Genomic DNA, 19,314 nt, shown 5'->3' on the forward strand with positions numbered 1-19,314 from the left:
ACCGCGGCCACGGTGTGCGGGGGCTCAGCCCGTGCCGCCGGGGAGGACGATCGCGTTCTCGTAGGCGAACACCACGGCCTGGGCGCGGTCCCGCAGGTGGAGCTTGGCGAACATGCTGCCGACGTGGCTCTTCACCGTCGCCTCGGTCACGACCAGGCGCGCGGCGATCTCCGGGTTCGACAGGCCCCTGGCCACCAGGAGGAGGATCTCCCGTTCCCGGGGGGTCAGACCGGCCAGCACCGCCTCCCGCGGCCGGACCGGTGCGGCGCGGGTGGCGTAGTCCTCGATCAGCCTGCGGGTGATCGACGGCGACAGCAGGGCCTCACCGGCGTGGACGACGCGGATCGCCTCCAGCAGGCGGTCGCGCGAGGCGTCCTTCAGCAGGAAACCCGACGCGCCCGCCCGCAGTGCGCCGAAGACGTACTCGTCCAGGTCGTAGGTGGTGAGGATCAGCACCCGGGGCGGGGAGTCGGAGGCGGTCAGCCGGGAGGTTGCCTCGACACCGTCCATGCGGGGCATGCGGATGTCCATCAGGACCACGTCGGGGCGCAGGGCGGCGGCTTGGGCGAGTGCCCCGTGACCGTCGTCGGCCTCCCCGACGACCTCCAGATCGTTCTGGGTCTGAAGGAACAGCCGGAAGCCGGTACGGATCAGTTCCTGGTCGTCGACGATCAGCAGGCGGATGGTCATGCCGCGTCCCCGGCGTCCTCGACGGGCAGGCGGGCGGTCACCACGAACCCGTCGGCCGTACGGCGGGCGTCCAGGCTGCCGCCCGTCACCGCCGCGCGTTCCCGCATCCCGAGGATGCCGTGCCCGGCGCCCGACGGAGCCGGACCGCCTCCGCCGCCGTCGTCCTCGACCGTGACGTCCAACCGCGTCCGGCCGTAGTGGAGCGTCACCGTGACCCGGGTGGGGTCGGTGTGTTTGAGCACGTTGGTCAGTGCCTCCTCGACGATTCGGTAGGCCGACAGTTCGAGGCCGCCGGCCAGCGGCCGGGCCTCGCCGGTGAACTCCAGTTGTACGGGCATCCCGGCTGTCCGGTAGCCGGAAACCAGCTCGGGGAGCTGGCCGAGCGAGGGCTGCGGCCGCCACTGCGCGCCGTTGTCCGGCGTGCGCAGCAGGCCGAGGATCCGGCGGAGTTCGGCCAGGCTCTGCTCCGCGTTGACCTCGACCCGTTCCAGGGTCTCGGCCGCGACCCCGGGGTCGGTCGGCAGGACGTCCCGGGCGCCGCGCACACCGATCAGCATGACGGTGACCGAGTGGGCGACGATGTCGTGGAGTTCGCGGGCGATGGCGGTGCGTTCCCGCTGCGCCGCGAGCTGGTCGAGCTGCGCGCGTTCGCGCTCCAGGGTGGCCGCCCGGTCTTCCAGCGCCCGGGTGTAGCGCCGCCGGGTCTGGAGGTACGAGCCGAGGGCCCACGCGCCGACCGGGACGGGCAGCGAGGAGATGCTCGCCAGCAGCAGGAACAGCGCCGTCGGGACGAGCGCCGCCACCGACACCCTCCGGTCACGCAGGTCGGCGAGCGAGGCGAGGGCGACCACGACGGGCGCCCCGCCCGGCGAGTAGCCCAGCGGCACGAGCACCGCGGCGCCCGCACAGGCCGTGACGAGCACGGTCAGGGGGGCGCGCCGGCGGAGGAGCAGGGCGGAGCCGGTCAGCACCGTCACCACGACCGGGATCACGCCGACCGGGATCACGGCGGCCGGGATCACGACGACCGGGGTGCCGCCGTCGAAGAGCTGCCCGATCTCCACTCCGGTCGTGATCACCGCCAGCACGAGGTCGAACAGCGCCGAGCGGCGCGCGACCAACAGGTCGTACGCCGCCCGGGCCCGCCCGAAGAGGTCGTTCACGCCAGATCGCGCCGTCGCTCGACCACGACCGCGACCAGCGTGACCGCGACCGTCCACGCGGCCAGCACCCATCCGGCCGAGACCACCGACAGGGTCGTGTGGTGCGTCATCCGGCTCAGGATCCCGGCCGCGCCGAACGGCGTGAGGTTGACGCCCGCTTCCCAGACACCGGAAAGCAGCGGGACCACGGCGAAGTTCACGACCAGCAGGACGACCACTCCCAGGACCGGGCTACGGATCAGGGCGCCGAGGGCGGCGCCCAGGATCGTGGACAGGACGAACGCCACCAGGTTGCCCGCCACGACGGCACCGACGTCTGCGGAGGTGAGATCGGGCCCCGGCTGGTCACTCAGCAGCGGCAGCGCGAGCCCGACCGACACCGTGGTCGTCAGCGCGCCGAGCAGGAGCCCGGTCAGCGCGTAAGCGGCAATTCTCGCCGACAGCACGACCCCGCGGCCACGGCGGCCCACCAGTGCCGCCGGTGCGGCCGTCCGGTGCCGGTACTCACCGGCCGCGCCGACCAGCCCCCAGAGCATGAGCAGGACCGGCATCGCCGACAGGGCCTCCTCCTTCTCGGCCACCTCGTCCAGCGTGCCCGACCACGCCGCGACCACCAGGGCGTTGAGAGCGGCGAACGCGACCGTGCCCACCGCGAAGCCCAGGACGGTCCGGGTGGTCACGGTCTTGATCAGTTCGCCGCGCAGCAGACGGCTCATCGGTCCGCCCCTCCCGTGAGGCCGAAGAACGCGTCCTCCAGCGACGCGGTCCGCTCGGTGATCTCCTCCACAAGGACGCCGTCGCGGTGGGCCAGCCGTGCCACCTCCGTGACGTCGAGCCCTTCGACCAGCAACCGGCCTCCGTCGTCGGTCTTCGTGCGGCCGCCGGCCGCGGTCACCAGCTCCGACAGGCGCTCGGCCTCGGCGGTGCGCACCGCGACCACGCTTTCCCCGGACCGTTCGAGGTCCCGGATCGCACCTTCGTGGACCAGCCGTCCCCGGTTGATCACGACCACGTCGTCGACGGTCTGGGCCGCCTCGCCCAGCATGTGGCTGGACAGCAGGACCGTGCCCCCCTTCGCGGCCCGCTCCCGCAGCAGCGTACGCAACCAGCGGATGCCTTGCGGGTCCAGGCCGTTCACCGGCTCGTCCAGCACCAGGATCTCCGGATCGCCCAGGAGCGCCGCGGCGAGCCCGAGCCGCTGCCGCATGCCCATCGAGTACTTCCCGACCCGGCCCCGGGCCGCCTCCTCCAGGCCGACGAGTTCCAGCACCTCCCCGACCCGGCGGCGGGGCAGTCCGGCCAGTGCGGCCAGCGAGCGCAGGTGCGCCCTGCCGGTGCGGCCGGGATGGGCCCCGCAGGGTTCGATGTGCACGCCGAGCAGCCGGGCGTCGGGTTTGAGGGCGGCGACCGGCGTGGCCCGTACGAACGCCCGGCCCGCTGTCGGCCGCGCCAGTCCGACGACCGCTTTGAGAGCGGTGGTCTTCCCCGCCCCGTTCGGGCCGAAGAACCCCGTCACCCTCCCGGTTCCGACTGTGAACGACAGGTCGTCGACCGCCGTTGCGCGGCCGTAGCGCTTGGTCAGCCCTTCGACCCTGATGGCCGCCGGGTCCCCGGCACCTCGTGAAGAAGTCATGCCCGAAGCCTCCGGTGTGCCGATCTCCCCGTCCTCCACCCAGGGGCGAAACCCGGTCTCCCACCAGAGGGGGAGACCGCCGCCGCCTCCCCGCTCTCCGAGAGGAAGAGGTGAAGGCCGTGTGACCGCGCTGGAGTTGTCGTGCGCACGTCCTGGAGTCGACCTTGTGTGCGGCCTGTGGAATCGGAAGAGTCAACGCTCGTCAACCAGCCTTCCGGCCCGCGAGGTCCCCACAACCTCCGGGCCGACCCCCCACAGGAGGACGTGAGTTGAAGCACCGACGCATACCCAGGCGGCGGGTCGCCGTGGTAGGTGCGGGAATCACCGCACTGGTCGCGGCCGGAGTCACCTTCCAGACCGCGAACGCCAGCGAGGCCCCGAAGACCGCCGCGCCCGAGACCCTGTCGGTCTCGGCGGCCGGAGAGCTCGCCTCGACGCTGCTCGGCGACCTCGGCGCCGACGCGGCGGGCACGTACTACGACGCACAGGCCAAGAGCCTCGTCGTCAACGTGCTCGACCAGAGCGCCGCGCAGACCGTCGAGGAGGCCGGAGCCAAGGCCAGAGTCGTCGAGAACTCGCTCGCCGACCTGAAGAGCGCGCGCACCGCCCTCACGAAGGACGCGACCATCCCGGGCACGTCCTGGGCGACCGACCCGACCACCAACAAGGTCGTCGTCACCGCCGACCGCACGGTCTCCGAGGCCGAACTGGCCAAGCTGACCAAGGTGGTCGACGGACTGGGCGCCAAGGCCGAGCTCAAGCGGACCAAGGGTGAGTACAAGCCCTTCGTCGCGGGCGGCGACGCCATCACCGGAGGCGGCGGGCGCTGCTCGCTCGGCTTCAACGTGACCAAGGGCGGCGAGCCGTACTTCATCACCGCCGGCCACTGCACCGAGTCCATCTCGACCTGGTCGGACTCCTCCGGGAACGTCATCGGCGAGAACGCGGCGTCCAGCTTCCCGGACAACGACTACGGGCTGGTCAAGTACACCGCCGACGTGGACCACCCGAGCGAGGTGAACCTCTACAACGGCTCCTCGCAGGCCATCTCGGGCGCCGCCGAGGCCACCGTCGGCATGCAGGTGACCCGCAGCGGTTCCACCACCCAGGTGCACGACGGGACGGTGACCGGCCTGGACGCCACCGTGAACTACGGCAACGGCGACATCGTCAACGGCCTGATCCAGACCGACGTCTGCGCCGAGCCCGGCGACAGCGGCGGCTCGCTCTTCTCGGGCGACCAGGCCATCGGCCTCACCTCCGGCGGCAGCGGCGACTGCACCTCGGGCGGCGAGACCTTCTTCCAGCCGGTGACGGAGGCCCTGTCGGCCACCGGTACGCAGATCGGCTGAGCAGCGCCCGCACACCCGTGAAGTCCCGTCCCGCGCGCGAGGGGCGGGACTTCCGCGTGCCCGGCCGGGGCTCCCGCGTCCGTACGACGGTCAGGCGGCCGGCGCGGCGAACGGTCAGCCGGCCGGCGCGGGCGGCAGCTCCGTCTCCTGCCGCCCGCGGCGCGGCAGCACGGCCGCCAGCATCGTGATCACCGTCCCCGCCACCGCCCACGCCCACAGCACCAGCAGGGAGGCGGTCACGTCGTTCCCCTTGAAGTAGGCGATCGAGCGGGCCGCCCAGGTGCCGGCGCCCGGTGGCAGCGCCGGACCGATCGCCTTCCAGAACGGCGGGAGCAGCGGCAGCGGGAAGGCGCCGCCCGCGCTCGGGTTGCCCGCGATCACCACCAGCAGGATCGCGAGACCGATGCCGACGATTCCGAAGACGCCCTGGAGGGCCAGCGTGGCGGCGCCCACCGCGAAGGTGATCAGCGCGCCGAGCCCCCACAGGTCCAGCACGCCGCCGGGCAGCGCGCCCAGGATCGGCCCGATGATCACCGCGCCGCCGAGCCCGCCGACGATCGCGACCAGCGCCATCACGATCAGCCGGATCGCCGCCCGGCGCGGGTTGGCCGGCCGGGCGCCGGTGCTGATCGCCAGGATCGAGGCGCACAGGTAGCCGCCGACGCACCAGCCCACGATCAGGTAGAAGGACGACAGCCCGTCGAAGTCGTGGCGGGAGGCCGGGGCCACGTCGACCACCCGCACCGTGCGCCGCTCGGTCTGCTCCGCCTTGCCGACGATGCCCTCGAGGGTGGTGGCGAGGACGGTGCCGCCGCCGGAGGCGACCAGCAGGGTGTCCTGCCTGCCGCCGGGGTCCAGGACCAGGGCGCCGTCGATCTCCCGGTTCATGATCTGCCGCCGGGCGGCCGCCTCGTCGGCCACCGTGCGCGGGTCCAGCGGGGAGCCGGGCAGCCCTTCCAGCCGGTCCACCGTCTGCCCGGCGGCCGCCCCGGGCGCGACCACCCCGAAGGGCACGTCCTTGGGGCGCGGGTCGTGCAGTGCCCCCACGTAGGAGGCGATGAACAGCAGCTGGAGCGCGATCACGCCGAGCACCAGCAGGGTGGCCCGCGGGGTGACGGCGTCCCTCACCTCACCGAGGAAGGAGCCGCTTCGCGTGCCGGGGCCCGGTGTGTGTGACATGTCCCCACAGTCCGGGTCGGGGGGCGTTTGCGCAGGTGGGACGGGGCCGAACGGATGCCGCACACACATTCGACGATGGGGGTATGGTGGGTGAGGTAGCTGGGAACAGACGTTCGATAATGGCGTTCGGGCATACGTGGTCATGCGTCGGTTCATGAGTCGGGAGGTGCGTGATGCCGGGTTTCACGCATCTGCACACCGTCTCCGGGTTCTCCGCCCGCTACGGCGCCTCCCACCCGGAGCGGCTGGCCGAGCGCGCCTTCGAGCGGGGCATGGACGCCCTCGCCCTCACCGACCGCGACACCCTCGCGGGGACGGTCCGCTTCGCCAAGGCCTGCGCGAAGGCGGGCGTCCGCCCCCTGTTCGGCGCGGAGCTGGCGGTCGCCGCCCCCGAGTCCGCGGCCGCCGACCGCACGGAGACCTCCGTACGCCGGGACCGGCGCCGTGCCCCCGTGCGCGGCGGCGCCTTCGTCGACGAGTCGGCCCCCCGGGTGACCTTCCTCGCCCGGGACGGCGCCCGCGGCTGGGCCGACCTGTGCCGCCTGGTCTCCGCCGCCCACACGGCCGAGGGCAGCCCGCTGCTGTCCTGGCCCGACAACCACGCCGACGGCCTGACCGTCCTGCTCGGCCCCGACTCCGACGTCGGCCGCGCCCTCGCCGCCGGGCGTCCCGACCGCGCCGCGCGGCTTCTCGCCCCCTGGCGTGAGGTCTACGGCGACGCCCTGCGCCTGGAGGCCGTCTGGCACGGCCGCACGGGCATCGGCCCCGGCTCCCTGCGGCTGGCCGCCCGCACCGTCGGCTTCGCCGCCGAGCAGGGCGTCCGGCCGGTGCTCTCCAACGCCGTCCGCTACGCCGACCCCGGCCAGGGCGAGGTCGCCGACGTCCTGGACGCCGCCCGCCGCCTCGTCCCGATCAACGCCACCAAGGAACTGGACTCCGGCGAGGCCTGGCTCAAGGACGCCGGTGCCATGCGGCACGCCGCCGAGCGGATCGTCGAGTCCGCGGGTTTCCGGCGCGACACCGCCCACCGCCTGCTGGAGCAGACCCGGGCCACGGCCGCCGAGTGCCTGGTCGACCCCGAGGACGACCTCGGCATGGGCGCCGTCCACTTCCCCGAACCGCACCTCGTCGGCGCCGGGCGCCGCACCGCCCAGCGGGCGCTCGCCTCCCGGGCGGCGGCGGGCATGGTGCGGCGCGGCTACGACCGGCGCCGGGACCACCGGGAGTACTGGGAGCGGATGCACCACGAGCTGGACATCATCGCCCACCACGGCTTCGCCTCGTACTTCCTCACCGTCGCCCAGGTCGTGGACGACGTACGGCACATGGGCATCCGGGTCGCCGCGCGCGGCTCCGGCGCGGGCTCGCTCGTCAACCACCTGCTCGGCATCGCGCACGCCGACCCGGTCGAGCACGGGCTGCTGATGGAGCGGTTCCTGTCCAAGGAGCGGGTCGTGCTGCCCGACATCGACATCGACGTGGAGTCCGCGCGCCGGCTCGAGGTCTACCGCGCGATCATCGGCCGGTTCGGCACCGAGCGGGTCGCCACGGTTGCCATGCCGGAGACGTACCGGGTGCGCCACGCCATCCGCGACGTGGGCGCCGCCCTGTCCATGGACCCGGCCGAGATCGACCGCGTCGCCAAGTCCTTCCCGCACATCCGTGCCCGCGACGCCCGCGCGGCCCTGGAGGAACTGCCCGAACTCAAGGAACTGGCGGGGGAGTCCCGGCGGGACGGAGGAGGGCGGTACGGCAGGCTCTGGGAGCTGGTCGAGGGCCTCGACGCCCTCCCGCGCGGTGTCGCCATGCACCCCTGCGGCGTCCTGCTGTCCGACGCCTCCCTGCTCTCCCGTACGCCGGTCGTGCCGACCAGCGGCGAGGGCTTGCCGATGGCGCAGTTCGACAAGGACGACGTGGAGGACCTCGGGCTGCTCAAGCTGGACGTCCTCGGGGTGCGGATGCAGTCGGCGATGGCGCACGCGGTCGCCGAGGTGAAGCGGGCCACCGGCACCGAGGTCGACCTGGACGCCGTACCCGAGGGCGACCCGGCGACGTACCGGATGATCCGGTCCGCCGAGACGCTGGGCTGCTTCCAGATCGAGTCACCCGGCCAGCGGGACCTGGTGGGGCGGCTCCAGCCGGCCACCTTCCACGACCTCGTGGTCGACATCTCGCTCTTCCGACCGGGACCGGTCGCCGCCGACATGGTGCGGCCGTTCATCGAGGCCCGGCACGGCCGGGCGCCGGTGCGCCACCCGCACGAGGACCTGGCGGAGCCGCTGGCGGGGACGTACGGGGTCGTCGTCTTCCACGAGCAGATCATCGACATCGTCGCCATCATGACCGGCTGCGGACGCGGCGAGGCGGACCGGGTGCGGCGCGGCCTCTCCGACCCGGAGTCGCAGGGGCGGATCAAGGTGTGGTTCGCCCAGCACGCGACGGCGAACGGATACGACGCGGAAACGATTCAGCGCACCTGGGAGATCGTCGAGGCCTTCGGCAGCTACGGCTTCTGCAAGGCGCACGCCGTCGCCTTCGCGGTGCCGACGTACCAGTCGGCGTGGCTGAAGGCCCACCACCCGGCCGCCTTCTACGCGGGCCTGCTCACCCACGACCCCGGCATGTACCCCAAGCGGCTGCTGCTGGCGGACGCGCGGCGGCGCGGGGTGCCGATCCTGCCGTTGGACGTGAACGAGTCGGGGGTCGCACACAGGATCGAACTGGTGTCTGAATCAGGGTCACGGAAGCCCGCCACGTGGGGACTCCGGCTCGCCCTCTCGGACGTGCACGGCATCAGCGAGGCCGAGGCGGAGCGGATCGCCACGGGGCAGCCCTACGCCTCCCTGCTCGACTTCTGGGAACGGGCCCGCCCCAGCAGGCCGCTGGCCGGACGGCTCGCCCAGGTCGGCGCGCTGGACGCGTTCGGGGCCAACCGCCGGGACCTGCAACTGCACCTGACCGAACTGCACCGCGGCGCCCGGGGCGGACGCGGCGACCAGCTCCCCCTCACCGGCGGCCGCAAGACCGCCTCCGCAGGGCTGCCCGACCTCACCTCCGAGGAGAAGCTCAGCGCCGAACTCGGTGTGCTGTCCATGGACGCCTCGCGCAACCTGATGGACGACCACCGCACCTTCCTGCGCGAGCTGGGCGTGGTGTCGGCCAAGCGGCTGCGCGAGGCCCGGCACGGGGAGACGGTGCTGGTCGCGGGCGCCAAGGCGGCCACCCAGACCCCGCCGGTCCGCTCCGGCCGCCGCGTCATCTTCTCCACCCTCGACGACGGCTCGGGACTGGTCGACCTCGCCTTCTTCGACGACTCGCACGACGCCTGCGCGCACACCGTCTTCCACTCCTGGCTGCTGCTGGTGCGCGGGGTGGTGCAGCGGCGCGGCCCGCGCAGCCTCAGCGTGGTCGGATCCGCCGCCTGGAACCTCGCCGACCTGCTGGAGATCCGCCGGGAGGAGGGGCTGGAGGGCGTCGCCGCCCGGCTGGCCGCAGCGGGCGGAAGCCAGGAAGGCGACGCCCCCGGGGGCGGCCCGGCGCGCCGCCGCCTCGCCGGTTCGGACGGGCGGCCCGCGCCGGCCGGGTCCGCGGCCCAGGACCCGATGGAGCAGCGGAAGATCCGCATGTCCACCGGGTACGAGATGCATCCCTGGGCCGATCTGCGCCCCGCGGGCGAAGGGCCCGCGGTCGGAAGGAAGTTGTGGCACCAGAGTCCGGGGAGTGCGGGATGACGATCCTCTGCGTACGTTTCCAGCTGCCGCCGACGCGCGAGGCGGCCCTGCCCGAACTGCTCGGGCTCCTCGAGGAGTTCACGCCGGTCGTCGAGGCGCTGCCACCCGACGGCGCGCTGGCCGACCTGCGCGGCGCCGAACGGTACTTCGGGCGCGACGCCGTGGCGCTGGCCTCGGTGATCCGGGTCCGCGCCCTCGCGCTGCACGGCGTGGACTGCGTGATCGGCGCCGGACCCGGCCCGATGCTGGCCCGCATGGCCCTGCGCGACGCCCGGCCGGGACTGACCCGCGCGGTGCCCGGCGGCGAGGAGCGCGCGTTCCTCGACGGCAAGCCGGTCGCCGCGCTGCCCGGCGTCGGCACCGCGACCGCCCGCACGCTGTGCGAGTACGGCCTCGACACCCTCGGCCGGGTCGCCGCCGCGCCGCTGTCCACCCTCCAGCGCCTGGTCGGCGCGAGGACCGGCCGCGAGCTGCACGAGAAGGCCCAGGGCGTCGACCGCGGCCGGGTCGTCCCCAACGGCGTCTCCCGATCCCTGGCCGCCGACCGCCCCTTCGACCGCGACGAACTCGACCCCGACCGCCACCGCCGCGCCCTGCTCTCGGCCGCCGGAGACCTGGGCGCCCGGCTGCGCGCCGTGGACAAGGTCTGCCGCACCCTCACCCTCACCGTCCGCTACGCCGACCGGTCGGCCACCACTCGCAGCCGCACCCTGAAGGAGCCGACCGCGCACTCGGCGGCCCTGACCCGGACCGCCTACGACCTGTACGAGGCGCTCGGCCTCCAGCGCGCCCGGGTCCGTTCGATCGCCCTGCGCGCGGAGAGCCTCACGTCCGCCGAACACGCCTCCCACCAGCTCACCTTCGACCCCGTGGACGAGAAGGTCCGCCGGATCGAGGAGGTCGCGGACCGCGCGCGGGCGAAGTTCGGGCCGAGGGCGGTGATGCCGGGGTCGCTGGCGGCGTGAGGCCCCCGCGGGTCAGTTGGCCCACGGGGGAGTGATGCGGGTGCCGTCGGCCAGCTCCGCCGTCAGGCCCACGGAGGTGGTGACCCAGGAGGTCGCGGTCCGGTCGGTGGGGTTCTCGACGGCGAGGGTCGCCCCGGAGCCGATGATCACGGTGTCACCCGCGGTGACGCGTTCGGTGCGGCCGTCGAGGGTGATCAGCAGCTCGCCGGTGAGCAGGTGGAAGACCTCCTCCCGGTCGACGGTGTGCGCGGGTGCCTTCGTCCCCGCCGGGATCTCGCCCCGCCAGGCGCACAGCTCCCTGCTGCCGACACGGGGACTGGCGTACGAGACGAAGCGGGCGCCGTGGATCTCGTGGGTGACGCCTTCGGACGAGCGGACGACGGGCATGACGGGGCTCCTCTGGACGTATGGCCGACATGGTCAAGCAGCTTGACCAATACTGTGGCTCTTATGGTCAAGCTGCTTGACCAAAGTGTCAAGAGTGTTTCAATGCCCCCGTGCAGAACTCCGACGCCATGGCCCTGACCGCCGCCCTGCTCGCCGCGGCCGGCGGACTCACGCAGCGCATCAACGAAGGGGTCGTGGCCCGCGGCTTCGAGGGTGTGCGGCCCGCGCACGGGTTCGCCTTCGCCCGGCTCGCCCCGGACGGTGCGACGGTCACCGACCTGGCCGTGCACCTCGGAGTGACCAAGCAGGCCGCCAGTCAGCTCGTCGACGAGCTGGTCCGCAAGGGGTACGCCGAGCGCCGGCCGCATCCCGTCGACGCGCGCGCCCGGCTCGTCGTGCTGACGGAGGCGGGGTGGGCCTGCACGCGGGCGGCCGAGGCGGCGGCCGCGGAGGCCGTGGGCGCGTGGGCCGACGTGCTCGGTGAGGACGGGGTGCGGGCGCTGCTCGACGGCCTGCTGCGCGTGGCGCCGAACGGGCCGCTGCGGCCCGCCTGGTGACCTGACCCCCCGTCACCTGCGGCGCGGATGACGTCGGTTACCACTGGAAGTTTTTACTGCCGCGTAACTTCACACGTGCACTACTCGCCCGTAACTTGACGAGTGAACAGCATCCCGTGATCCGGATCACAGGGCACCCCTGCCGTCGCAACTCCCCAGATCCGCGAGGAGATCACCCGATGCTGCCCTGGAGCCGAGTGCTCAGACCGCTGGCCGCGCTGCTGCTGGCCGCCGCCGTCGCCCTGGTCCCCGCCACCGCCGCCACCGCCGCCCCCACCGCGGACGCCCGCCCCGGCTCCGGCTGGAACGACTACACCTGCAAGCCCACCGCCGCCCACCCCCGCCCCGTCGTGCTGGTTCACGGCACCTTCGGGAACTCCGTCGACAACTGGCTCGGCCTCGCGCCCTACCTGAAGAACCGCGGTTACTGCGTCTTCTCCCTCGACTACGGCCAACTGCCCGGCGTCCCGCTCTTCCACGGACTCGGCCCGGTCGAGAAGTCGGCGGAACAACTGGCCGCCCACGTCGACAAGGTGCTCGCCGCGACCGGCGCCACCGAGACCGACCTCGTCGGCCACTCGCAGGGCGGCATGATGCCCCGCTACTACCTCAAGTTCCTCGGCGGAGCCGCCGAGGTGAACGCCCTGGTCGGCATAGCGCCCAGCAACCACGGCACCACGCTGTCCGGCCTCACCCGCCTGCTGCCGTACTTCCCCGGCGCCGAGGACCTGCTCAACGAGCACACCCCCGCCCTCGCCGACCAGGTCGTCGGCTCCGACGTCCTCACCCGGCTCAACGCGGACGGCGACACCGTGCCCGGCGTGCGCTACACCGTCCTCGCCACGAAGTACGACGAGGTGGTCACGCCGTACCGCGGCCAGTTCCTCGACGGCCCCGGCGTACGCAACGTCCTGCTGCAGGACCTGTGCCCGCTCGACCTCTCCGAGCACCTGGCGATCGGCCTGTTCGACCGGATCGCCTTCCACGAGGTGACCAACGCCCTGGACCCGGCGCACGCCACGCCCACCACCTGCGCCTCGGTCTTCGGCTGACGGGCGCTCTCCCCCCGCCCGGCGCACGTCACGCGGGGCCCGCCCGGCCTGAGCCGCCGGACGGGCCCCGCGTTCCCCGTTCCCCCGTCGTCCCCCCGCCTCCGCGTCAGTGGCCGTGCCGGCCACCGGTCGTCGCGCGCCGCCGGACCGACGCGAACAGGACGGCCGCGCCGAGGGCCAGGGCCGCGGCGCCGCCGACGGCGATGTAGGGCGTGGTGCTGTCCCCGCCGGTCTCGGCGAGGTTCTCCGTGCCCCCGCCGGCGGCCTTGACCTGGTGGGGCTCGGCGGCGGTACCGGGCGCCTCCTCCGGAGCCGCGGCCGGGTCCGTCGGGTCCGTGGTGGTCGCCGCGTCCTGGTCGCCGTGACCGTGGTGCTCGATCGTCGACTTCTCCGCCGCGGCCGCGAGCTGCTCCTCGGAGGGCGCGGAGGCCTCCGGAGCCGGGGCGGCGCCCGCCTCCGCGTCGCCGGACGCGGTGTCGTCGCCGGTGGCCGCACCGCTGCCGCTGCCGCCGTCGCCGCCGAAGGTGACGTCCGAGCAGGAGTAGAACGCCTCCGGGCTGTCCGAGCGCTGCCACACCGCGTACAGCAGGTGCTTGCCGGACCGCTCCGGCAGCGTGCCGGAGAAGGTGTAGAAGCCGCCCGAGGCGACCGGGTCGGTGGAGGTCGCCACCGGGGCGGACAGGTCCAGGTCGCCCCAGCCGAGCGGCTTGGACGGGTCGTAGCCCGGCTTGGTGAGGTAGACCTTGAACGTGCCCTTGTGCGGGGCCGTCACGCGGTACTTGAAGGTGTACGAGCCGCTGCTCACGCCGGTCGCGGGCCAGTCGGCGCGGGCCAGGTCCAGACCCTTGAACGCCGGGTCGTTGGCGCTGCACAGCCTGCCGTCCGGGATCAGCTCCTGGTGCTTGCCGGCGGCGTTGCCGATGCGGATGCCGTTCCAGTCGTAGAGCGCCTGCGTGCCGCCCGCCGCGACCGCCGCCCTGCACGCGGCCGACTTCGGGTTCTCGGGCCCCTCGGCGTGGCACTGCGACACCCGGCTGACCGGGTCGCCCATCGAACCGTGCGCCGAGGCGGGGGCGGCGGCCAACGTGGTCAGGGCGAGCGGGGCGAGACCGGCGACGGCGACGGCTGCGGCCCTGCGGGACGCGGACGGTGCGGGCATGGGGAACTCCTCGAAACGGTCACTGGGGATGCGGCGGCTCGGGCCGGAACCCGTGGGGCTGATCGGCAAGCTAGCCCGAGGAAACCGCGGAATCGCCTGCTGGAGGCGGGTGACGGAGATCCTTATGGTCGCGTTAAGGGAGTGCTCAGGCTGGGCTGAGGTAGCTACCGTTCGCGGCATGGAACGAGAACGGATCCGGCCCGCGACCGCCGCGGACGTGCCGGCGGTGCAGGCCGTGACCGACGCCGCGTACCTCCCCTACGTCGAGCGCATCGGGGTGGTGCCGCAGCCCATGGAGGCGGACCACGCGGCGGACGTGGCGGCGGGGAAGGTGTTCGTCACGGACGAGCCCGGCACGGGCCGGGCGGGACCTGTCGGACTCGTCGTCGTCGAGGCGCACGCCGACCACCTGTTCCTCGACAGCGTCGCCGTCCACCCCGACGCGCACGGCAGGGGTGTGGGCCGGCGACTGCTGCGGTTCGTGGACGCGCACGCGCGGGCGCTGGGCCTCCCCGAGGTCAGGCTCTACACGAACGCGATGATGCGGGAGAACCAGGAGATCTACCCGAGGTACGGGTACGAGGTCGTGGAACGCCGCGTGGACGGGCCCTACGACCGCGTCCACTACCGCAAGCGGCTGCTGCTCTGAGGCGTCTCATGCCCGGACCGCCGGTCAGCTCTCCGGCCACCAGGTGCGCGCGATGTCCTTGCGGACCTCCGGGCGCCCGGAGGGGCGCTCGTCGATCTCCTCGCGGACTCGGCGGGCGTCGGTCTTCTTCAGGGGCTTCTGCACGGTCAGACGGCGCATGGCTGCCTCCTTACGGATCCACCGGGTTCCGCGTTCTCACGGAGGTAGACCCTTTCCCCGAGACTCACTCATCGATGCACAACTGTCAGTGGCGGTTGTCACGTTCCCGCGCCCCGGCCCCGTTGTCAGTGGCGGCTGCCACCCTGGGCGCATGAGTGGGAACAGTGACGAAGCGACCGCACCGGGTGCCGACTGGGACGCGCTGGCCGCCTCCTTCGACGACGAGCCGGACCACGGCCTGCGGGACGCGGAGGTGCGCCGGGCCTGGGCGGCCAGGCTGGCCTCCTGGCTGCCCGCGCCCCCCGGCGACGTGCTCGACCTGGGCTGCGGCACCGGCAGCCTCTCACTCCTCGCGGCCGAGCAGGGGCACCGGGTCACCGGCGTCGACCTCTCCCCGGCCATGGTGGAGCTGGCCAGGACCAAGCTCGCCGGCCGTGACGCGGTGTTCCTGACCGGTGACGCCGCGGCACCGCCCGTGGGGGAGCAGCGCTTCGACGCCGTGCTGGTCCGGCACGTCCTGTGGACGCTGCCCGATCCCGGCCGGGCCCTGCGGCACTGGCGGCAGCTGCTGCGCCCCGGAGGGCGCCTGGTCCTGGTCGAGGGCGTGTGGGGGAGCGTCTCCCCGGTCGGCATACCGGCCGACCGGGTCACCGCCCTGCTCGGCCCGCTCACCGGGCAGGCCCGGGTGGAGCGGCTGTCGGACGACCCGTCGCTGTGGGGCAGGGAGGTGGCGGACGAGCGGTACGCGGTGGTGGCGACGTACGGGTGAGCCGCGCGGCGGGCTACTCCAGCAGGCCGGTGAAGCCGTCCCCGCGGGCCAGCCGCTCCAGTTCCTCCAGTGCGGCCACCGCGGCGGCAGCGGCCTCCGGGTCCCGGTCCGCCAGTCCGCTCTCGGCGAACTCGTCCTCGTCCAGACGCCGTACGTCCGCGCCGTCGGCGGAGCGCCACAGGTCCAGGTCGAGGTCCTCGACGACCAGTTCCGTGCCGGTGCGGACGGCGGGGCGGGTGATGTCGCAGTACCAGCCCTTCAGCACACCGGCCGCGGTCCGGACCTCCTTCACCGAGTACCACCGGTCGCGCCAGTAGTACTCGGTGAAGACGTCCCCGGCCTCGAAGCGCACGAAGCCGAAGTCGCGCACGGCGTCCCCGGCCCAGGGGGCACGCACGGCGAGGCGGGTGCCGTCGTCGTGCAGCAGCCCGGCCGGGTAACGGATCTTGGTCCGGCCCGCCTTGACCAGGATCACGTCCACCTCGATGGGCGGTTCAGCCGAGTTCACGGACATGGCGCACCTCCGTCGCGCAGATCTCGTACCCGAGCCACTTGTTGACGGCGAGCATCGGGCCGTTGTCGGTGTCGTTGCCGGTGAGCGCCTCCGTGTACCCGGCCGCGCGGGCCCGGCGCAGGGAGGCGGTCTTGGCGAGCTTGGCCAGGCCCCGGCCGCGCCGGGCACGGACCGTGCCGGTCATCGCGGTCGCGTACCGGGTGCCGTCGGTGTGGGCGACGCTGAACGCGGCCGGGCGGCCGTCGACGACCACCACCGTGGTCAGTTCGCGGTCGAGCAACGGATGCCGCCAGGTCTCCGCGAGCCAGGCCTCGTAGTCCGTGAACTCGACCGCGACGTCGCTCGGTTCGTCCGCGACCGTCGCCGCGTCCAGCTCGAACACGGGCCGGGGGTCGTCCGCGTAGTCGGCGGCCGTGCGCAGCTCGACACCCGGGGGAAGGGCCCCCAGGGGCGGGAGCGCGGCGTTCGCCAGGTCCAGCCGGAGGAAGTGCGAGGCGCGCCGGCGCTCGTAGCCGTGCCGCTCGGCGAAGGCCAGGTGGGCGGGCCCGTCCAGCACCCAGGAGTACAGCTTCCTGGCGCCCTCGCCGGTCAGGTGCTCCTCGGCCGTACGCACCAGCAGGCCACCGGCCCCGCGCCGGAACCGCTCGGGATGGACGTAGACGTTCAGGTAGGCCTGACCGGGCTCCGGGCTGTCGTGCGCCAGCCCGAGCTGGGCGGTGCCGATCACCTCCCCGTCCTCCTCCGCGACCAGGGACCGGCTCCGGGCGTCCGGGTGGGTGTGGACGAGCCGGTGCACGACCGCCTCGGGCGTCCACAGGATGAACGGCACGGCGAGATGGCGGACCTGGGCGAAGGCCGCGACATCGGCCGGGTCGTCGGAACGCAGATCGCGTACGAGAACGGTCATGGGGGCGCACGCTACGGCGGCCGGGCGGTCGGATGCCTCTTATTTTCACGGGGATACGGGACAATCGCCGGGTGACCTTGAAGATCCATGTCGACGACGGCGCGCCGCCCTACGAGCAGGTGCGGGCGCAGATCTCCGAACAGGCGCGCTCCGGGGCGCTGCCGGTCGGGTACCGGCTGCCCACGGTGCGCGGACTGGCCGAATCCCTCGGGCTCGCCGCGAACACGGTCGCCAAGGCGTACCGGGCGCTGGAGGCGGACGGGGTGATCGAGACCCGGGGGCGCAACGGAACGTTCGTCGCCGCCGCGGGCTCTGCGGCTCAGCGGGAGGTGGCCGCCGCGGCCCAGGGGTATGCCGAGCGGGCTCGGCGGCTGGGGGTGTCGGAGGAGGACGCGTCGGGGGCGGTTCGGGATGCGTTGCGGGCGGCCTACGGGTGAGCGCCGTCGGGATCGGGGCCGCGGCCCGGCCGCAGATCCGGTGTGGCTTGTCGCGCCCACGCGGCGGAGCCGCACATGGATCAGCCCCGCGCCCCTGAGGGCGTACGTGTGACCGTCAGCGCCGACGTGCGAGCCGACTGTGCGAACGTCGCGGCGTCCTGCACCGCCGCCGTGTTCGGGTCGTTGTTGAAGTAGGTGTAGACGTCGCTCGTATGCGGCCAGGCCGCCGTGATGCGGTCGATCCACGTGGCCAGGGAGCGGCGGCCGTAGTGCGGCCAGGCCGCGGCCCGGCCCTCGTGGAAGCGGACGTAGCCCCAGTCGGTGGTGCGCCACAACGGGGTGACCGGGCGGGCGCGGACATCCGCCCAGCACAGGGCCGCGCGCCGGGCGACGAGGACCTCGCGGGTCTCGGCCGTCCACCAGGACTCGTGCCGGGGTTCCACCGCGACCCGGGTGCCCGGCGGGAAGCAGGCCAGGCAGGCGTCCAGGAGGTCCGGGTCGGCGCGCAGGGTCGGGGGCAGTTGCAGCAGGACCGGGCCGAGACGGTCGCCCAGACCGGCCGCGTGGGTCATCAGGCGGTCGACCGGCTCGGCCGGGTCGCGCAGGCGTTTGATGTGCGTCAGGTAGCGGCTGGCCTTGACCGCGACCGTGAAGTCCGGTGGGACGCGGTCCCGCCAGGCGGTGAAGGTCTCCCGGGCGGGCAGGCGGTAGAAGGCGTTGTTGATCTCGACCGTCGCGAAGGCGGCCGCATAGTGCTCCAGCCAGCGCCGGACCGGCAGACCGGGCGGGTAGAAGCTCTCCCGCCAGTCCCGGTACTGCCAGCCAGACGTGCCGACGAACAGGGTCATACCCCCATCAAAGCACCGCCCTGCGGCGGCCGGGCTACAGGTACAGCCCGGCCTCCGCGCCCGCCCGCGGCTCCGGCAGCGCGGTCGGTGAGGTGCCCCGGCGCAGGGCGTACAGCTCCGCCAGGGTGGCGCCCTCGCGGCCGACCCCTTCTTCCGTGCCGAGCCAGTCCACCGCCTCCCGCCGGGACAGCGGGCCGACCTCGATGCGGGCCAGGCAGCGGCCGGGGCGGACGACAGCGGGGTGCAGGCGCTCCAGGTCCTCGTTGGTGGTGACGCCGACCAGGACGTTGCGGCCCTGGCCGAGGAGTCCGTCGGTGAGGTTCAGCAGGCGGGAGAGCGCCTGGCCCGCCGTGTGCTTGGCCTCGCCGCGGATCAGTTCGTCGCAGTCCTCCAGCAGCAGCAGCCGCCAGCGGCCCTTGCCCGCCGCGTCCTCCTCGCCGATGGCGATGTCCATCAGGTAGCCGACGTCGGAGAAGAGCCGCTCCGGGTCGAGGACGCAGTCCACCTGGCACCAGTCCCGCCAGGAGCGGGCCAGCGTGCGCAGCGCGGAGGTCTTGCCGGTGCCCGGCGGCCCGTGCAGGAGCAGCAGCCGGCCCGCGATGTCCTCGGGCGTCGTCTTCATCAGGCCGTCCATCGCGTCGGCGACCGGCGCCGTGTAGTTGGCCCGGACCTCGTCCCAGGTGCCCGCGGCGATCTGGCGGGTGGTGCGGTGCGGGCCGCGCCGAGGGGAGACGTACCAGAAGCCCATCGTCACGTTCTCCGGCTGCGGTTCGGGCTCGTCCGCCGCTCCGTCCGTCGCCTCGCCGAGCACCTTCTCGGCGAGGTCGGCGCTGGTCGCCGTCACCGTGACGTCGGCGCCCCGGCTCCAGCGCGAGATCAGCAGCGTCCAGCCGTCGCCCTCCGCCAGCGTCGCGCTGCGGTCGTCGTCGCGGGCGATCCGCAGCACGCGCGCGCCGGGCGGCAGCAGCGTGGCGCCGGACCGTACGCGGTCGATGTTCGCCGCGTGCGAGTACGGCTGCTCACCCGTGGCGAAACGGCCGAGGAACAGCGCGTCGACGACGTCGGACGGGGAGTCGCTGTCGTCCACGTTGAGCCGGATCGGCAGGGCTTCGTGCGGGTTCACGGACATGTCGCCATGATCGGGCACCCGGCCGCCGCGTGCA

General features: G+C 73.5%; 20 protein-coding genes. 8 read left to right on the forward strand and 12 right to left on the reverse strand.

The window, feature by feature from the left end; genetic code table 11:
- Positions 1-24: 24 nt before the first annotated feature.
- The 4 genes from R2E43_RS29675 to R2E43_RS29690 are packed head-to-tail and all read right to left on the reverse strand — an operon-like array spanning position 25 to position 3,486.
- Entirely contained in the window at positions 25-690 is a 666-nt protein-coding gene (locus R2E43_RS29675) for a response regulator (RefSeq protein ID WP_003977081.1), read from the reverse strand.
- Positions 687-1,853, reverse strand: coding sequence for a sensor histidine kinase (locus tag R2E43_RS29680; RefSeq protein ID WP_030868126.1), 1,167 nt, complete (start codon positions 1,851-1,853; stop codon positions 687-689). The genes R2E43_RS29675 and R2E43_RS29680 overlap by 4 nt, the downstream gene beginning before the upstream one ends.
- Entirely contained in the window at positions 1,850-2,569 is a 720-nt protein-coding gene (locus R2E43_RS29685; RefSeq protein WP_003977083.1) for an ABC transporter permease, read from the reverse strand. Before R2E43_RS29685 ends, R2E43_RS29680 begins: the two co-directional genes overlap by 4 nt.
- The gene (locus R2E43_RS29690) at positions 2,566-3,486 is read right to left on the reverse strand and encodes an ATP-binding cassette domain-containing protein (protein WP_193485863.1); all 921 of its coding nucleotides are present in this window, start codon (positions 3,484-3,486) and stop codon (positions 2,566-2,568) included. Before R2E43_RS29690 ends, R2E43_RS29685 begins: the two co-directional genes overlap by 4 nt.
- 269 nt (positions 3,487-3,755) lie before the next feature.
- Here R2E43_RS29690 and R2E43_RS29695 point away from each other — a divergent pair, with 269 nt between their 5' ends.
- Positions 3,756-4,838, forward strand: a complete 1,083-nt coding sequence (locus tag R2E43_RS29695; RefSeq protein WP_011027949.1) for a S1 family peptidase — start codon at positions 3,756-3,758, stop codon at positions 4,836-4,838.
- Positions 4,839-4,952: 114 nt separating this feature from the next.
- On the opposite strand, the gene R2E43_RS29700 is transcribed toward R2E43_RS29695, so the two are convergent.
- Complete coding sequence (locus R2E43_RS29700) at positions 4,953-6,017, reverse strand: DUF3533 domain-containing protein (protein WP_003977086.1); 1,065 nt, start codon at positions 6,015-6,017, stop codon at positions 4,953-4,955.
- 173 nt (positions 6,018-6,190) lie between these two features.
- Here R2E43_RS29700 and R2E43_RS29705 point away from each other — a divergent pair, with 173 nt between their 5' ends.
- A complete protein-coding gene (locus R2E43_RS29705) occupies positions 6,191-9,748 on the forward strand; it encodes a DNA polymerase III subunit alpha (protein ID WP_332056713.1) in 3,558 nt (1,185 codons plus the stop codon).
- A complete protein-coding gene (locus tag R2E43_RS29710) occupies positions 9,745-10,713 on the forward strand; it encodes a DNA polymerase Y family protein (protein WP_003977088.1) in 969 nt (322 codons plus the stop codon). Before R2E43_RS29705 ends, R2E43_RS29710 begins: the two co-directional genes overlap by 4 nt.
- A gap of 12 nt (positions 10,714-10,725) precedes the next feature.
- Here the strand turns inward: R2E43_RS29710 and R2E43_RS29715 are convergent, their stop codons facing one another.
- Positions 10,726-11,100, reverse strand: a complete 375-nt coding sequence (locus R2E43_RS29715) for a cupin domain-containing protein (protein ID WP_003977089.1) — start codon at positions 11,098-11,100, stop codon at positions 10,726-10,728.
- Positions 11,101-11,210: 110 nt separating this feature from the next.
- On the opposite strand from R2E43_RS29715, the gene R2E43_RS29720 reads away from it, so the two are divergent.
- On the forward strand, positions 11,211-11,657 hold the full coding sequence (locus R2E43_RS29720) for a MarR family winged helix-turn-helix transcriptional regulator (protein ID WP_003977090.1): 447 nt from the start codon (positions 11,211-11,213) through the stop codon (positions 11,655-11,657).
- A gap of 179 nt (positions 11,658-11,836) precedes the next feature.
- Positions 11,837-12,709: an esterase/lipase family protein gene (locus R2E43_RS29725; RefSeq protein ID WP_332056714.1), complete on the forward strand. Its 873-nt coding sequence runs from the start codon at positions 11,837-11,839 to the stop codon at positions 12,707-12,709.
- Between the two features lie 106 nt (positions 12,710-12,815).
- On the opposite strand, the gene cbcC is transcribed toward R2E43_RS29725, so the two are convergent.
- Positions 12,816-13,868, reverse strand: a complete 1,053-nt coding sequence (gene cbcC / locus R2E43_RS29730; protein ID WP_332056715.1) for a carbohydrate-binding protein CbpC — start codon at positions 13,866-13,868, stop codon at positions 12,816-12,818.
- 178 nt (positions 13,869-14,046) lie between these two features.
- On the opposite strand from cbcC, the gene R2E43_RS29735 reads away from it, so the two are divergent.
- Positions 14,047-14,517, forward strand: coding sequence for a GNAT family N-acetyltransferase (locus R2E43_RS29735; RefSeq protein WP_003977093.1), 471 nt, complete (start codon positions 14,047-14,049; stop codon positions 14,515-14,517).
- Between the two features lie 24 nt (positions 14,518-14,541).
- Here the strand turns inward: R2E43_RS29735 and R2E43_RS29740 are convergent, their stop codons facing one another.
- Entirely contained in the window at positions 14,542-14,676 is a 135-nt protein-coding gene (locus R2E43_RS29740) for a hypothetical protein (protein WP_003977094.1), read from the reverse strand.
- 151 nt (positions 14,677-14,827) lie between these two features.
- Between R2E43_RS29740 and R2E43_RS29745 the strand changes: the two genes are divergently transcribed.
- Positions 14,828-15,445 carry a class I SAM-dependent methyltransferase gene (locus R2E43_RS29745; RefSeq protein WP_003977095.1) on the forward strand — a complete coding sequence of 206 codons (618 nt, stop codon included), beginning with the start codon at positions 14,828-14,830 and terminating at the stop codon, positions 15,443-15,445.
- A 13-nt stretch (positions 15,446-15,458) separates the two neighbouring features.
- Here the strand turns inward: R2E43_RS29745 and R2E43_RS29750 are convergent, their stop codons facing one another.
- Together R2E43_RS29750 and R2E43_RS29755 are read right to left on the reverse strand one after the other, a co-directional pair.
- Positions 15,459-15,959, reverse strand: a complete 501-nt coding sequence (locus tag R2E43_RS29750; protein ID WP_003977096.1) for a DUF402 domain-containing protein — start codon at positions 15,957-15,959, stop codon at positions 15,459-15,461.
- Positions 15,940-16,866, reverse strand: a complete 927-nt coding sequence (locus tag R2E43_RS29755) for a GNAT family N-acetyltransferase (protein WP_003977097.1) — start codon at positions 16,864-16,866, stop codon at positions 15,940-15,942. Before R2E43_RS29755 ends, R2E43_RS29750 begins: the two co-directional genes overlap by 20 nt.
- A 71-nt stretch (positions 16,867-16,937) precedes the next feature.
- On the opposite strand from R2E43_RS29755, the gene R2E43_RS29760 reads away from it, so the two are divergent.
- Complete coding sequence (locus R2E43_RS29760) at positions 16,938-17,303, forward strand: GntR family transcriptional regulator (protein ID WP_003977098.1); 366 nt, start codon at positions 16,938-16,940, stop codon at positions 17,301-17,303.
- A gap of 80 nt (positions 17,304-17,383) precedes the next feature.
- Here R2E43_RS29760 and R2E43_RS29765 read toward each other — a convergent pair whose 3' ends face one another.
- Both R2E43_RS29765 and R2E43_RS29770 read right to left on the reverse strand, forming a co-directional pair.
- The gene (locus R2E43_RS29765; protein ID WP_003977099.1) at positions 17,384-18,151 is read right to left on the reverse strand and encodes a DUF72 domain-containing protein; all 768 of its coding nucleotides are present in this window, start codon (positions 18,149-18,151) and stop codon (positions 17,384-17,386) included.
- A 34-nt stretch (positions 18,152-18,185) separates the two neighbouring features.
- On the reverse strand, positions 18,186-19,280 hold the full coding sequence (locus R2E43_RS29770) for a DUF5925 domain-containing protein (protein ID WP_003977100.1): 1,095 nt from the start codon (positions 19,278-19,280) through the stop codon (positions 18,186-18,188).
- Positions 19,281-19,314: the final 34 nt, after the last annotated feature.

The organism is Streptomyces violaceoruber (genome assembly GCF_033406955.1).
GTDB classification, from domain to species: Bacteria; Actinomycetota; Actinomycetes; order Streptomycetales; family Streptomycetaceae; genus Streptomyces; species Streptomyces violaceoruber.

Bases quoted from the DNA above. Each gene is read 5' to 3' on its own strand.
- R2E43_RS29740 (WP_003977094.1), bottom strand. From the start codon at position 14,676: ATGCGCCGTCTGACCGTGCAGAAGCCCCTGAAGAAGACCGACGCCCGC.
- R2E43_RS29755 (WP_003977097.1), bottom strand. From the start codon at position 16,866: ATGACCGTTCTCGTACGCGATCTGCGTTCCGACGACCCGGCCGATGTC.
- R2E43_RS29690 (WP_193485863.1), bottom strand. From the start codon at position 3,486: ATGACTTCTTCACGAGGTGCCGGGGACCCGGCGGCCATCAGGGTCGAA.
- R2E43_RS29700 (WP_003977086.1), bottom strand. From the start codon at position 6,017: ATGTCACACACACCGGGCCCCGGCACGCGAAGCGGCTCCTTCCTCGGT.
- R2E43_RS29685 (WP_003977083.1), bottom strand. From the start codon at position 2,569: ATGAGCCGTCTGCTGCGCGGCGAACTGATCAAGACCGTGACCACCCGG.
- R2E43_RS29745 (WP_003977095.1), top strand. From the start codon at position 14,828: ATGAGTGGGAACAGTGACGAAGCGACCGCACCGGGTGCCGACTGGGAC.
- R2E43_RS29705 (WP_332056713.1), top strand. From the start codon at position 6,191: ATGCCGGGTTTCACGCATCTGCACACCGTCTCCGGGTTCTCCGCCCGC.
- R2E43_RS29770 (WP_003977100.1), bottom strand. From the start codon at position 19,280: ATGTCCGTGAACCCGCACGAAGCCCTGCCGATCCGGCTCAACGTGGAC.
- R2E43_RS29735 (WP_003977093.1), top strand. From the start codon at position 14,047: ATGGAACGAGAACGGATCCGGCCCGCGACCGCCGCGGACGTGCCGGCG.
- R2E43_RS29765 (WP_003977099.1), bottom strand. From the start codon at position 18,151: ATGACCCTGTTCGTCGGCACGTCTGGCTGGCAGTACCGGGACTGGCGG.
- R2E43_RS29710 (WP_003977088.1), top strand. From the start codon at position 9,745: ATGACGATCCTCTGCGTACGTTTCCAGCTGCCGCCGACGCGCGAGGCG.
- R2E43_RS29750 (WP_003977096.1), bottom strand. From the start codon at position 15,959: ATGTCCGTGAACTCGGCTGAACCGCCCATCGAGGTGGACGTGATCCTG.
- R2E43_RS29725 (WP_332056714.1), top strand. From the start codon at position 11,837: ATGCTGCCCTGGAGCCGAGTGCTCAGACCGCTGGCCGCGCTGCTGCTG.
- R2E43_RS29715 (WP_003977089.1), bottom strand. From the start codon at position 11,100: ATGCCCGTCGTCCGCTCGTCCGAAGGCGTCACCCACGAGATCCACGGC.
- cbcC (WP_332056715.1), bottom strand. From the start codon at position 13,868: ATGCCCGCACCGTCCGCGTCCCGCAGGGCCGCAGCCGTCGCCGTCGCC.
- R2E43_RS29675 (WP_003977081.1), bottom strand. From the start codon at position 690: ATGACCATCCGCCTGCTGATCGTCGACGACCAGGAACTGATCCGTACC.